Annotated in this window: 14 protein-coding genes; 3 read left to right on the forward strand and 11 right to left on the reverse strand. The window is 71.9% G+C overall.

The genetic code is table 11. The features are described from left to right. Window positions 1-30: 30 nt before the first annotated feature. Complete coding sequence (locus O7631_RS22820; RefSeq protein WP_269678950.1) at window positions 31-585, forward strand: low molecular weight phosphatase family protein; 555 nt, start codon at window positions 31-33, stop codon at window positions 583-585. On the opposite strand, the gene O7631_RS22825 is transcribed toward O7631_RS22820, so the two are convergent. After that, on the reverse strand, window positions 566-2,029 hold the full coding sequence (locus O7631_RS22825) for a polysaccharide biosynthesis tyrosine autokinase (protein ID WP_278146091.1): 1,464 nt from the start codon (window positions 2,027-2,029) through the stop codon (window positions 566-568). The two genes, O7631_RS22820 and O7631_RS22825, sit on opposite strands and share 20 nt — an antisense overlap. Window positions 2,030-2,366: 337 nt before the next feature. On the opposite strand from O7631_RS22825, the gene nhaA reads away from it, so the two are divergent. Continuing rightward, the gene (nhaA, locus tag O7631_RS22830) at window positions 2,367-3,719 is read left to right on the forward strand and encodes a Na+/H+ antiporter NhaA (protein ID WP_278146092.1); all 1,353 of its coding nucleotides are present in this window, start codon (window positions 2,367-2,369) and stop codon (window positions 3,717-3,719) included. A 27-nt stretch (window positions 3,720-3,746) separates the two neighbouring features. Here nhaA and O7631_RS22835 read toward each other — a convergent pair whose 3' ends face one another. The 10 genes from O7631_RS22835 to O7631_RS22880 all read right to left on the reverse strand — a co-directional run bounded on the left by O7631_RS22835 (window position 3,747) and on the right by O7631_RS22880 (window position 11,580). Beyond that, window positions 3,747-3,944, reverse strand: coding sequence for a hypothetical protein (locus tag O7631_RS22835; RefSeq protein ID WP_278146093.1), 198 nt, complete (start codon window positions 3,942-3,944; stop codon window positions 3,747-3,749). Window positions 3,945-3,948: 4 nt separating this feature from the next. Further along, window positions 3,949-4,269, reverse strand: a complete 321-nt coding sequence (locus tag O7631_RS22840) for a hypothetical protein (protein ID WP_278146094.1) — start codon at window positions 4,267-4,269, stop codon at window positions 3,949-3,951. Next, on the reverse strand, window positions 4,269-4,631 hold the full coding sequence (locus O7631_RS22845; protein WP_088989513.1) for a DUF1622 domain-containing protein: 363 nt from the start codon (window positions 4,629-4,631) through the stop codon (window positions 4,269-4,271). The genes O7631_RS22840 and O7631_RS22845 overlap by 1 nt, the downstream gene beginning before the upstream one ends. A gap of 204 nt (window positions 4,632-4,835) precedes the next feature. Beyond that, window positions 4,836-5,423, reverse strand: coding sequence for a TMEM165/GDT1 family protein (locus tag O7631_RS22850; RefSeq protein WP_278148000.1), 588 nt, complete (start codon window positions 5,421-5,423; stop codon window positions 4,836-4,838). A gap of 215 nt (window positions 5,424-5,638) precedes the next feature. Further along, complete coding sequence (gene egtD / locus O7631_RS22855) at window positions 5,639-6,604, reverse strand: L-histidine N(alpha)-methyltransferase (RefSeq protein ID WP_278146095.1); 966 nt, start codon at window positions 6,602-6,604, stop codon at window positions 5,639-5,641. A gap of 49 nt (window positions 6,605-6,653) precedes the next feature. Then, on the reverse strand, window positions 6,654-7,400 hold the full coding sequence (gene egtC, locus O7631_RS22860) for an ergothioneine biosynthesis protein EgtC (protein ID WP_278146096.1): 747 nt from the start codon (window positions 7,398-7,400) through the stop codon (window positions 6,654-6,656). A 28-nt stretch (window positions 7,401-7,428) separates the two neighbouring features. Beyond that, the gene (egtB, locus tag O7631_RS22865) at window positions 7,429-8,748 is read right to left on the reverse strand and encodes an ergothioneine biosynthesis protein EgtB (protein WP_278146097.1); all 1,320 of its coding nucleotides are present in this window, start codon (window positions 8,746-8,748) and stop codon (window positions 7,429-7,431) included. 29 nt (window positions 8,749-8,777) lie between these two features. Then, the gene (gene egtA, locus O7631_RS22870) at window positions 8,778-10,016 is read right to left on the reverse strand and encodes an ergothioneine biosynthesis glutamate--cysteine ligase EgtA (protein WP_278146098.1); all 1,239 of its coding nucleotides are present in this window, start codon (window positions 10,014-10,016) and stop codon (window positions 8,778-8,780) included. Between the two features lie 156 nt (window positions 10,017-10,172). After that, entirely contained in the window at window positions 10,173-10,931 is a 759-nt protein-coding gene (locus tag O7631_RS22875) for a hypothetical protein (protein ID WP_278146099.1), read from the reverse strand. Window positions 10,932-10,947: 16 nt separating this feature from the next. Next, complete coding sequence (locus O7631_RS22880) at window positions 10,948-11,580, reverse strand: RNA polymerase sigma factor (RefSeq protein WP_278146100.1); 633 nt, start codon at window positions 11,578-11,580, stop codon at window positions 10,948-10,950. Window positions 11,581-12,110: 530 nt separating this feature from the next. Between O7631_RS22880 and O7631_RS22885 the strand changes: the two genes are divergently transcribed. Further along, window positions 12,111-13,484: a serine/threonine-protein kinase gene (locus O7631_RS22885; protein ID WP_278146101.1), complete on the forward strand. Its 1,374-nt coding sequence runs from the start codon at window positions 12,111-12,113 to the stop codon at window positions 13,482-13,484. Window positions 13,485-13,487: the final 3 nt, after the last annotated feature.

Genomic DNA, 13,487 nt, shown 5'->3' on the forward strand with positions numbered 1-13,487 from the left:
CCCGCGTCCGCACCGATGAGAGGGGCTCCGATGGCTGATCGCGTGTTGTTCGTCTGCCACGCCAACCTGTGCCGGTCGCCGATGGCCGAGTTCCTGGCTCGCCGACTGCTGGCCGGCCGGCCCGTCACGGTGGCCAGTGCCGGCACCGACGCGATCGACGGGCTGGGAATGCACCCGTACGCCATGGAGGTCGCGACCGACAGCGGCGCGGACCCGGCGGCGTTCCGGACCCGGGCGTTGCGCCCCGAGTACCTCGCCGACGCGACGCTCGTGCTGACGGCGACCCGGCGCCAGCGCTCGGTCTGCACCGCGCTGGCGCCGGCGGCGTTGCACCGGACGTTCACGGTGCGCCAGTTCGGCCGGCTGGCCGCGGCGGCCGAACCGCCCGCCGGGCCGGCCGACGACTCGTTGCAGGCGGCGATCGCCGCCGCCGCCCTCGCCCGGGGGCGGCTGCAACCCGCCGCCCCGGACGCGGACGACCTCCAGGACCCGATCGGCGGCACGGCCGCCGACTTCCGACGCTGCGCCGAGGAGATCGAACGGTCGCTGCGACCCCTCGCCGCGCTCATCGGGGCAGCCGGGTGAGTTCCTGGGTGTGGTCGGTGACGCCGTTGACCCCGTCGGTGGTCGCGACATGCCGACCGGACGCGGCCCGTTCGGCAGGCACCGACTGCGTGGGCGTCGTGGCGACCACCCGGTAGGCCTCGTACTGGTACGCCTCGGCCTTGGCCACCTTCGCCATGTTGAGCACGCAGCCGAGCAGACGCACGGAGACCGAGTGCAGTGAGCGGGCGGCGGCGGCGACCTGGGTCCGCGAGGTACGACCCTGCTGGGTCACCAGCAGCGCCCCGTCGGCCTGCACGGCGACGACCACGCCGTCGGTCACCGCGAGCAGCGGCGCGGTGTCGATGATCACGATGTCCGCCGACTCCCGGAGCGCCAGCAGCAGGTCCGACATCGCCTTGGAACCGAGCAACTCGCTCGGGTTCGGCGGGGCGGAACCGCTGGGCAGCACCAGCAGCGACTTGTCCCCCCAGCGCTGCACGACGTCGCCGACCTGCACGTCGCCGACCAGCACGTCGGTGAGGCCGACACCCGCGTCCAGGCCCAGGTAGTCGTCGACCTTCGGGCGGCGCAGATCCGCGTCGACCAGCAGCACCCGCCAGCCCGCCTCGGCCAGTGCGATGGCCAGGTTGCAGGACAGGGTGGTCTTTCCCTCACCCTGCAGGGCGCTGGTCACGGCGATGACCCGAGCCGGCTCGTGGACATCCACGAAACGCAGATTGGTACGCAACTTGCGCACCGCCTCGGCACGCGCGGACGTTGCGGCGTCACCCACGATCAGCGGCGCGCTGCGGGCGTTGCCCTCGAACGGAATCTCGCCGAGCAGAGGGCTGCCGGTGGCCCGTTGCAGACCGGCGGCGTCGCGCAGCCGAACGTCGGCCACACCGCGCAGGATCGCCAGACCGATACCGAGGATCAGACCGATCAGGCCACCGAGGGTGAGGTTCCGAACCGGCTGCGGTGAGACAGGGTTGGCGCTCACCCGGGGACCACTGACCACCTCGATCTTGATCGGCGCCTTGCCCTCGGGCGTCGTCTCGACCTTTTGCACGAGTTCGACGAACTTCGCGGACAGGCTTTCCGTCACTCGCAACGCCCGGGTCTGGTCGGTGTCGGTGACCGACGCCTGGAGCATGACCGTGCCGGTCTCGGTGGAGGTGGTCACCCGTCGCTGCACCTCGTCCGCGGTGAGACCGACCGGGGTCTCGGCCACCACGCTCTGTGCCAGTCGGTCGCTGGTGAGCAGGTCCGCGTACGACTTGACGCGCTGCTGGAGGAAGAGCCCACCCTGGTAGGCATCCGTGACGCCGGTGTTGGGGGTGGTGACGAAGAACGTCACCGAGGCGACGTACCGGGGTTGGGCGCGCACCGTCAGGAAGGCCGAGACGCCCAGCGCCACCATGACCGTGACCAGCGCGACCCACCAGTGCCTACGCACGTGACGCAATTGGCGGAGCAGATCCATCAGGCGCGCCTCCGTGTCGGTCCGGTTACGCCAAAGAACTTCACGAAAACCCCCAAGGTCGTTTCTAAACTCGTGAAACCATTAAAGCGGTTCATGCGGCTTATGTCCGGAGTTAGGTATTTTCCGCAGAGCGACATGCATCCGGATGACCAACCCGACAACCGTCCATTCGGCAGCGGCGACAACGAGGAAAAAGTCGAAAGCCGGTCCGGCGACGTCCGATCGGCCCAGCGGTCGCCGCCGGAACGCGAAGCCGGACAGGGTCCGTAGTGGTGTGCCGGGAAGCCTGGTCGGCGAGTGGATTCACGCCGTCCTGACGCCCGAGGTGACCCCGCAGATGACCCCCAACACCCCGCCATCCGACCAGCGCCCGCCGAAGATCCGGCTGTTCACCCGGTCGTCCTGGCCGCAGGCCCGACACCTGGCCGACGTGCTGCGTACCGAGACCGTCGGTGGCGTGCTGCTGCTGCTCGGCGCCGCTGTCGCGCTCGTCTGGGCCAACTCCCCCTGGTCCGACTCGTACACCCGGCTCGCCCACTGGGTCCCCTGGCCCGGCGGCGCGTCCTGGCACCTGGACCTCGATGTCGCCGCGTGGGCGGCGGACGGCCTGCTGGCCATCTTCTTCTTCGTGGTGGGCCTCGAACTCAAGCGGGAGTTCGTCGCCGGGGACCTGCGCGACCCACGCCGGGCCGCGCTACCGGTGGTCGCCGCGCTCGGCGGAATGCTGCTGCCAGCGCTGGTCTACGTGGCGGTCGTCCTGAGCGCGGACGGAGAGGGCCTGCGCGGCTGGGCCGTTCCGACCGCCACCGACATCGCCTTCGCGCTCGCCGTACTCGCGGTGATCAGTACACATCTGCCCCAGGGCCTACGGGCATTCCTGCTCACCCTCGCCGTGGTCGACGATCTGTTCGCGATCACCATCATCGCGGTCTTCTACACCGCCGACCTACAGCCCGCCGCACTGTTCGCCGCGCTGGCGTCGATCGGGATCTTCGCGATTCTGGTGCGGCGTAAAGGTGGCTGGCAGTGGACGCTCATCCCTCTCGCGATCGCCGCCTGGACGCTGATGCACGCCTCGGGTGTGCACGCCACGGTGGCCGGCGTCCTGCTCGGCTTCACGGTCCCGGTGCTGGCGGGTCCCCGAACAACGACCGGTGACCGATCGGCCGCCGACGCCGAGAGCGGGCTCGCCGCGCGCCTGGAGCACCGCTGGCGTCCGGTGTCGGCCGGCTTCGCCGTACCGGTCTTCGCCCTGTTCGCCGCCGGCGTCACAGTGCGCGGCAGCGACCTGACGGCCCTGCTGACCGACCCGGTGGTGATCGCCGTCGTCGCCGCTCTGGTGCTCGGCAAGAGCATCGGCATCCTCGGCTCGACGTACCTGCTGGCCCGGTTCACCCGGGCCGAACTGGACGAGGACGTCACCTGGGCCGACCTGCTCGGCATCGCGATGCTCGGCGGCATCGGCTTCACGGTGTCGCTGCTCGTCGGTGACCTGGCCTTCGGCGTCGACGGCACCACCAGCGGCCGGGTCAAGGCAGCCGTTCTGCTCGGCTCGGTGATCTCCGCCGGGCTGGCCGCGGCGGTGCTCGTCCGGCGCAACGCGGCGTACCGCCGGGTGGCGGAGCGGGAACGGCTCGACGCCGACGGCGACGGCGTGCCCGACGTCTACCAGCGACCCGCCGAGGGTTGACCGGCGACACGCCGACGGCGACTCCGATCAGCGCCGACGGTCAGCGGGCGGCAGGTCCTCGGTCTCCTCGACCACCGCCTCGGCGGCGGGAGCGGTGAGGTCGTCGCCCGGCACCGCCACCTCCTCGACACGATCCTGCTCGTCGGGCTTCCCGCCGGCCGGCGGTTCGGGAGCGGTGCCAGCGCCGGAGAAGCCGTACTCGTTCGGTTCGTCGTGCCGGCTCATCTGGTCATCCTCCCGGATTTCTGGTTTCGCGTCCTAGCGCCAACGGTAGGTGGCAATCGTCTTCGGCGCAGGGGGCCGGGGATTGTCGCCCGGACCACGGGGTCGGCGCGCTCAGTGCCGCGCCGAGCAGTTGACGCAGGGCGATGATCGCCACCGCGCCGACCAGACCGTTCCAGCCCGGATCGCCGGCCAGCCGAATCAGACCGGCCGCCGTCAGCAGGTCCAGCAGCAGTCGGACGCCGGTCTTCAGCGCACCGCTGCTGAGCACTGTCACGACGGCGACGACCAGGGCCAGAGCGGTCACCACCGTGACCAGGGTTTCCATCACCCGTGACGCTCCCCCTCGGCCACCTGGCGCTGCTCCTGACGGATCTCCCGGCCCAGGAAGTAGTTCAACGCCGTCCGGATCGTCGCAATCGCGGCCAGTTGGCCGATCTGCTCGAACGACGGGGACACCGCGGTCCGCAGCACGTCCGCCGCCAGCTGGAACTCCAGGCCGAGAGTCAGGAACCGGCCCAGCGAGAGCCGGATCGGAGTGAAACGGGCGGCGGTGCGGTGTCGCAGCCCCTCGACCACGAACCGCACCGCCGCCCAGACCGCGCCCACGAAGATCACCAGCGCGCCGGCCACCTCCACCACGGCCACCAACACCTGGTCACCGTGTCGCAACAGCTCAGCCGGCTCCACCCCGGGCCGTTACCCGCCCTCGGGGCAGCTAGGCCCTGCTCCATAAGAACTGGTCGGCCTGCGGCGGCCCCGGGCGACGACCGGCGGCGTTGCGGTTTCGTCCGGATACGACACCGGTATCCGGACGAAACCGCGCCTTGCCGGATCGCCGCCCGGACTCCGCCTCGACTCGACCGCCCTCATGAAACAGGGCCGAGTCGGCACTCAGGTCAGCTCGCTCACCGCCTCCAGGATCAGCCACAGACCGGAGATGGCGAACAGGATCGCGGCACCGTACTTGATGGTCTTCTCCGGCAGCCGACGACCGAGCATCCGACCGACCAGGATGGCCAACGCGTCCGCCGCCACCATGCCGATGGTGGAACCGAGCCAGGTGCCGAACCAGCCGTACTTGGTTGCGAGTGTGATCGTGGCGAGCATCGTCTTGTCACCCAGCTCGGCCAGGAAGAAGGCCACCGACACCGCCACCAGCGCCGTCTTGTTCGTCTTCTCCGCCTTGCGCTTCTCCTCCTCGGTGAGTTTGTCCCCGCGCAGGGTCCACGCACCGAAGCCGAGGAACGCCACACCGGCCACCAGGGAGATCCACTCGGTCGGCAACACCGCCCCGAGGCCCGCGCCGATGGCGACCGACGCCAGGTGCACCACCGCCGTGGCGACAGTGATACCGATCAGCACCGGGATCGGCTTGAACCGCGTGGCGAAGGTCAACGCCATCAACTGGGACTTGTCTCCCAGCTCCGCGACGAAGATGACACCGAAGCTGACGACCAGCGCGGCGAAAAATCCCTCCATGACGTCCTTCCCGCTCATGCCGGGAGGAGGTACAGGGGCGCCCTCGACCCGGCTGCAACAGCCTGAGTCGAAGGTCTCGCCCGCCCCGGGGACCGGGGCCGCATGGCCGGGTGCGGAACGCACCAGTATGTCGACCACGACATTGGGGGCTACTCCCCTTCGCCCGGTCAGCCTAACCGATCACCAGCGGCCCGGTACGAGGCGGGTGAACAGGCTCACCGGGCCCGCGCCAACGTGACCCCGAAGAGCCCTGCCGGATCCGTCCAGAACTCCGCCGTCACGAAGCCCGCCGCCGCCAACTCCGCGGCGATCCCCTCCCTGTGGAACTTCGCCGAGACCTCGGTGCGCAGGTCCTCCCCCGCCGCGAAGTCGACAGTCATGCCCAACACCCGCACCCGCATCGGCCGGGTCGCCCGCAACCGCATCTCGATCCACTCGCGCTCCGGGTCCCAGAGAGCGACATGGTCGAACGCCCCAGGGTCGAAGTCGGCGCCCAACTCGCGGTTGATCACCCGGAGCACGTTGCGGTTGAACTCGGCGGTGACCCCGGCCGCGTCGTCGTAGGCGGGCACGATCACCGACGGATCCTTCACCAGGTCCGTGCCGAGCAGCAGCCAGTCGCCGACCTCCAGCGTCGCGCGCATCGCCGTGAGGAACTCGGCCCGCTCGGCGGGCAGCAGGTTGCCGATGGTGCCGCCGAGGAACACCACGAGCCGTCGACCGCCGGTGGGCAGCCGGTCCAGTTGTCGGGTGAAGTCCCCCACGATGCCCCGCACCCGCAGGCCCGGGTAGTCGGCGGCGATCTGGGCGGTGGACCCCTGCAGGGCGCTGACCGACACATCGAGCGGGACGAACGTGCCCAGCCCACCCCGGCGGGTGAACGCGTCCAACAACAGGCGGGTCTTCTCCGACGACCCGGACCCCAACTCGATCAACGTCTTGGCCTCGGTCACCACCGCGATGTCCGGTGCCCGCTCGGCCAACACCTCCCGCTCCGCCCGGGTGGGGTAGTACTCGGGAAGGCGGGTGATCTCCTCGAACAGCTCGCTGCCCCGGGCGTCGTAGAACCACTTCGGCGGCAGCCACTTCTGCTCGGCGCTCAGCCCGGCCCGAACGTCGTCGCGCAGACCACGCTCCAGATCGCGCTCCTCGAGGTAGACCTCCAGCGGTTCCGCCGTCATCAAACTCGCCCCTCTGCTCGATCGACAATCGCGTGCCGCCCGGTGCTGCTCACCGGGCCGGAAGTGGACGTACCCGCACCTCGTCAGCGGTGGCGAGGACCAGGTGCCCCTCCGGCACCACCCGCCACCGGGGGTCGTCGTCGTGCGGCTCGGAGGCGAGCAGCACCGAACCGGGCGACTCGCGTACCGACAACGCATGCCCGGCCGCACTCGCCACCGCCCGCCGGCCGTCGGTGAGCAGCAGGTTCAGCCGCGACCCGGGGGCGGCCGCGGCGACGTCGGCCACCGTCCGCCCGACCGCGTCCGCCGGGTCGTCCCCGGCGCGCAGCCGATGCCGCACCAACGCCCACAGCAACGCCGAGTCGGTGGCGGCGTCCAACGTGAGCAGGTCACGAACCGGCAGACCGGAGGCGAGCGGCACCACCGCGTCCGGCCAGCCCCGGACCACACCGTTGTGGCTGAACAGCCACCGACCCTCGGCGAAGGGCGCGGCGGCGCCGTCGAGCACCGCCATCCCGACAGTGGCCGACCGCACCGCCGCGAGCACCGCCCCGGCGCGGGTCACCGCCGCCAGTTGGGCGATGGTCGGGTCGCTCCAGATCGGCTGGGCCCGCCGATACCGCACCGGCTCACTCTCGCCCGGGTACCAGCCGACGCCGAACCCGTCGGCGTTGATGGTGCCGCCGCCGCGCATGTCCCGAGGTGCCCAGGACTGCCGCACCAACGAGTGCGGCGGGTCGAACAGCACCTCGGCCAGGGTGACCGGCGGCCCCAGGTAGACCAGGTGACGACACATCAGCGGGCCCTGCCCACCGGACCGCCGATCACCGGTACGACTCGTCCGGTCGGGCGTCGCGGGCACAGCGGAAACCGCTGAAGATCTGCCGGCGGATCGGATAGTCCCAGTTACGGAAGGTGCCCCGGCAGGCCGAACGGTCGGTGCCGAACGACCCACCACGCAACACCCGGTAGTCGTCGCCGAAGAAGACCTCCGAGTATTCGCGGTAGGGAAACGCGGTGAAGCCCGGATGCCCGCCGAACGCGCTCGACGTCCACTCCCAGACGTCACCGATGAGCTGGTGCACACCCAACGGCGACACACCGCCCGGGTACGCGCCCACCGGCGCCGGCCACAGATGCCGCTGATCGAGGTTCGCGTGCACCTCGGTCGGGTCCTCGTCGCCCCACGGATAACGCCGCGACCGCCCCGTCGACGGATCCCACCGGGCCGCCTTCTCCCACTCCGCCTCGGTGGGCAACCGCTTACCGGCCCACGCCGCGTACGCCTGCGCCTCGTAGAAGCACACGTGCACCACCGGCTCGTCGCCGCGCACCCGATCCCACCGGCCGAAACGCCGGTACGACCACTCGTCGCCGTCACGCCGCCAGTGCATCGGCGCCACCAGACCCTCCCGGACCCGATGCGCCCAACCCTCCGGACTCCACCACCGCTGATCGTCGTAACCGCCGTCGGCGATGAAGGCCTCGTACTGCCCGTTGGTGACCGGTGCCGCGTCGATGACGTACGCCGGGAGGTCGACACGATGCGCGGGACGTTCGTTGTCCAACGCCCACGGGTCGGTGTCGGTGCCCATGGTGAACTCTCCCGCCGGCACCAGCACCTCCCCGCCGACCCGAACCGACGGCTCGGGCGGCGGCGGGGCGTGCAGCACCGCCGACCCCGCGCGCAGTTGGTGGGTGGCGAGCATCGTCTCGTCGTGCTGCTGCTCGTGCTGCACGATCATGCCGAAGGCGAACCCGTCGGCGACCAGCGGCCGCTCGCCGAACGCCACCGTGTCGAGTAGGTCGTGCACCTTGTCCCGCACCGTGCCCAGGTACGCACGCGCCTCGGCGGGCGCCAACAGAGGCAACGCCGGACGGTCCCGACGCGGCTGCTTGAACGCGTCGTACAAGTCGTCGATGTCACACCGCACCGGCTCGCGCCCGCCGACGTCGCGGACCAGCCACAACTCCTCCTGGTTACCCACGTGGGCGAGGTCCCAGACCAGCGGCGACATCAGCGGCGAGTGCTGACGCATCAACTCACCGTCGTCCACCACCTCGGTCAACAACGACGTACGGGAGCGGGCCCGGGCCAACTCCACAGCGATCCGGTCACGCAACTGCTCACTGCTCGAACTCACCGATCCTCCTGCCGTTCGCGACTGCGTACTCACTGGTTCCCCTGCCTGGTGGCGGCGGTCAGCCGCCGTCGTACCCCTCGCTCGATGTCTTCTTGGGTGTCGACCGGCAGGCCCAGCCGGGGCAGGACGGTCAGGGCCAGGTCGAGCAGGCCCATCGCGGCGGCGGCCAACGCGGGGTCGGCCAGGCCCCTGCGGGCGGCGGCCGACCAGCGGTGCGCCACCGGGGCCGAGATGGCGTACGCCCCCCGCACCGTGCCCGGGTCGTGGAAAAGGGCACTCAACACCGCCAGCGGGAGTCGCCAGTCCCGCTCGGGCTGGGCGTCCAGGTAGCGCAGCTCCAGGTATCCGCGCGGTCGCACCGGCGGGAAGAGGGTGCTGACGTGGTAGTCGAGGTCATGGGTGGTGGGTGGCTGCGGCAGAGCGCCGTCGAGCCAGTCGGCGAAGGTCACACCGGGCGGCACGGTCCAGTCCGAGCCGCGCCGACGCCGGCACAGCAACGGCGCGGCGAGCACGTACCGGACCCAGGTGTCCCGCGGATCCTCGGCGGCGTCGCCGGGCGTCCAGACCGGTCGGGTGCGGGCCGGGTCGATGGCCAGCCAGGCGGCCATCCGGGCACTGGCCCAACCGGTGCGACGCCCGGCGTGCCGGTTGGCGGAGGCGAACGCCGCGAGCAGCGGCGGGCCGACGGCGTGGGCTGCGGCCCAGCGGTCGGCGATCTGCTCCGGCTCGCCGGCGTCGAGACAGACCTGCAACCCGGCGGTGCTGTACATCATGACGCGGCCGGCCGGACCACGCCGGTCGAAGGCGGCGCGCATCGCGCGGTAACGGGGAGTTTCCACCACCGGGCGGGGCCGCCGGTGCGGGTCGATGCCACTGCGACCAAGGACCAGACCGGCGGCGGCCAGCAGATCCGTGACCTGGGCGATGTCGGCCTCGGTGGCCTGGATCAACGCGGCGGTCGAGGGTCGGGGTGGGGTGGAGATCTCCAACTGGCCGCCCGGCTCCAGGGTCACCACGCCGCCGTCTCGCAGCGGCTCGGCCGGGCTGGTGGGATCCAACGTGGCGGGGCTGTGCGGCCCCAGCGCCGCCCTGAGCCGCCCCGGGTCGACGGGACGGACGGGATCGGCGGCGTCGTGCACGGTCCATTCCAGTTCGACGCCGGTGTGGGTCGGCGGACCGGTCTTGAAGCAGATCCGGGCAAGGTGCCGGCCTGCGGCTGCCGACTCACGCAGGATGGCGCTGCGCTCCAACTCGGGTGACGTCACCAACGGTCGGGTCCCCTCTCCAGGTGCCGGCTCAGCGACACCGTGTCACGGTAGACCCACCCACCGACACCGCCGGAGGGCGTGCACGGAGCCACCAACCTCTGTCCGACAGACGAATTTCCCATGCCGGACGGAACTAACCACCCGGGCGGCCACCGCTCACTTCGGAGAGGGGCGGCCCGACGGAGGGTGCGGCGCGGCGGATTTCGCCGGCGCGGAGGGCTTCGCCTCGGCAACCAGCCGGCGGCAGTACTCCTCAACCCGCTCGGCACCACCGGCGGCGGTCACCAGCCGCTCGAAGCCCGGCGTCCGCAGTGCCTTCTCCCGTTGGTCGGGCTTCTTGGACAGCCACGAACGGCACTCGCCGTGCAACGGGCCGGCGGGAGGGCTGTCCGCCGAGGGCGCTGCCGCCGACGGCGTGCCGGGCGACGGTGGGCGGGGCGACACGGTGTCGCGCGACGGCGTCTCGGCCGGCGACCGGGTGTTGTCGTTGGACCGGGGCGAATCCGGCGTCGCTCGGGGCGGCTCCGGTGCGACAGGTACCGGTATCCAGTCCTGTCGGACCGCGGCGAAGGCGGCGCCGGCCGTGGCGGTCACCGCGACCGCGCCGATCCAGGCCGCCGCGCCGGTGGTCAGGCGTCGACGGCGCGCGCGGTGGGGCACCGACGGCGACGGTTCGGCCCGGGCGGCCCGGAACGCGGCCAGCGCGGCCTCCTCGCCGGCCAGTTCCCCGGGCCGGACCGGGCCGGCGGCCGCAGCGAGCAACCGGGCGACCGGGTTGGACCCGGGGACCTGGGCGGACGGCACGTCAGTGGCCGCCGGGGCAGCGGCCGAACGCGGCCGGGTGCCCCCCTCGGGCTGGGCGGAGTCGAGCAGCCGTTCGGTGTCGGCGTGGTCGGCCCGCCGGAACGGGTTCATCGGAAATCCCCTCATGTCAGCCGTCCACCGGCTCGGTGTGCGACGCCCGCACGGCCGGGCTGCTGCCCGACCGGGGTGGCGGCACCCCGTCGACCCCGACCGGCAGTTCGACCGAATCCTCGCGCTCCAGCAGGGCCGCGAGCCGTCGCAGGCCTCGGTGGGCGGCGGTGCGGACGGCACCGGCCCGGCGGCCCAGCACCCGGCCGGCGGATCCCGCGTCAAGCCCGACCACGGCCCTCAACAGCACCGCTTCGGCCTCACGGGGAGGGAGGGTGGCGATCAGCGCAAGGGCTGTCTCGGTGCCGATCGTCTCGCTGGCCCCCTCCGCGGTGTCGGCGTCGCTGGCCAGGTGGACGAGCGCCTGCACCGGGACGGGGAGGGCCGGGCGGCGGCGCAGCCGGCGCAGGTGGTCCATCGCCCGGTTGCGGGCGATGGTGACGACCCAGGCGCGGAACTCGCCACCGGTGAACGTCGGCAGGTCGCGCGATATCTGCAGCCAGGACTCCGAGGCGACGTCCTCGGCGTCCGCGCCGACGAGAGCGGTGAGGTACCGCAGGAGTCCCGGCTGGAGGGTGCGGTAGAGGAAGCGGAAGGCGTCCTCGTCCCCACCCTGTGCCGCGCTGACCGCCTCCGACAGGTCGCCGGTCATCCGCGACCCGTGGGCTGCCCGGGGAGTGCCGACCTCAGCTGCCACACCGAGGCAGATCGGGGGGAACGAGACGCCGAACCGACCAACTGCCGCACCCCTACCGCCCCCCGCCGCTCTGATCGCGCCCGCGACCCGGGTGGTCCGGGCCGGATGTCCGGGCCACCGCCACCCTCGTCGGCGGCGCGCGCCGAAGTCGCCGGGGGCCCGAGCCGGGCTAACGCTAGGAGGGGACCGACGACGCGACAAGTCGGCACCGCGTTACGGAAGAGTGACAATTATCAACCCTGCCGAACGGCGTGTCGGCGTAACAATCCGTGACCCGGGGGCAGTGATCCGTGCCCGGTCACGGCTTTTGGCGGCCCGCCGGGTGTCCGCACGCGCAGGGATGTCAGGTTTCGTCACCGCACGTCGTCACCGCGTCACAGGAACGTGGCGTCCACACAGGTCAGGGCGGCGCCGCGACGCGTGTCACCCACTCGGACGACAGGCCGCGGTAAGCCGTACAGCGCCACTCTAGGTACGGTAATGCGGTGTTGTCATCGGAGGTCGTGCTCAGCGGTCGCTACCGCTTGGACGAACGTGTCGCCACCGGCGGTATGGGCGACGTCTGGCGTGCCTCCGACCTGATCCTCGGCCGGCAGGTCGCGGTCAAGGTCCTGCTGCCCGCGCTGGTCTCCGACCCGGACTTCATCGCCCGGTTCCGGGCCGAGGCCCGGATCATGGCGGCGCTGCGGCACCCGGGCATCGTGCAGGTGTTCGACTGCGGCGCCGACGACCTGCCCGACGACGGCGGCCGAGCGGACTACCTCGTGATGGAGTTCGTCGCCGGCGAGCCGCTGTCCAAGCGGATCGAGGCGGCTGGCCGGCTCGATGTGGCCGAGACGATGTCGATCGTGGCCCAGGCGGCCGCCGCGCTCAACGCCGCGCACCGCGGTGGCATCGTGCATCGGGACGTCAAGCCCAGCAACCTGCTGGTGCAGGAGGACGGCACCGTCGTCCTGGTGGACTTCGGTGTGGCCCGGTCCACCGACATCACCAGCATCACCAGCACGAACGCGGTGCCCGGCACCGCCCTCTACATGGCGCCCGAGCAGGCGGCCGGTCGACCGGTGAGTGGTGCCACCGACATCTACGCCCTGGGCGCGGTCACCTACTGCTGCCTCACCGGCAGTCCGCCGTTCACCGGCGACAACCCGCTCCAGGTCGCCGTGCGCCACTTGGACGACGAACCACCCGAGCTGCCGCACGACATCCCGGAGGCGGTCCGCGCCCTGGTGTCCCGGGCACTGGCGAAGGATCCGCAGGACAGGTTCAGCAGCGGGGCGGCGATGGCCGAGGCCGCCCGTACCGCGGTCACCGGTGGCGAGCCTCCGACGGCGATGGCCACACCGGTCGCCCTGCGCGAGGCCGGCCCGGGCACCCGTACCGACGTGCCGGCCGGCGCGGCGGTCGCGAGCGCGGCGCAGGCCGGGCGTCAGCGGCGGCGGGGGCCGCTGGTCGGCGCGGCCGCAGCCGTCCTGGTCGCACTGGTCGGGCTCGGTGCCGCCCTGGGCGCGGCGCGCCACACCGGCGAGAACCCGGCGGTCAAACTGCCCACCACCTCGCCGACGGTCGCGCCGGACGGCCCGCAGGAGCTGCCGGCCGCGAATGAGCAGGTCACCACCGGTGACCCCGTTCGACCTGATCGTGCCCCGGTCCCGGGCAACTCCCCGTCCGCCTCGGTCTCCACCACGCCGAGCACGCAGCCCAGCCAGACGACCAGTTCACCGACTCCGACGGGGACGCCGACCGGGACGACCGCCCCCACCGGGGGTCCGACCGGCGAACCGAGCACTCCGCCGACGTCCGCCACGCCCACGGAGACGGAGAGCACGCCGGCCATTCCGGACGGCGCGGGCGGGTAGTCC

Source organism: Micromonospora sp. WMMD967 (assembly GCF_029626165.1).
In the GTDB taxonomy this organism is placed as follows: Bacteria; Actinomycetota; Actinomycetes; order Mycobacteriales; family Micromonosporaceae; genus Micromonospora; species Micromonospora taraxaci.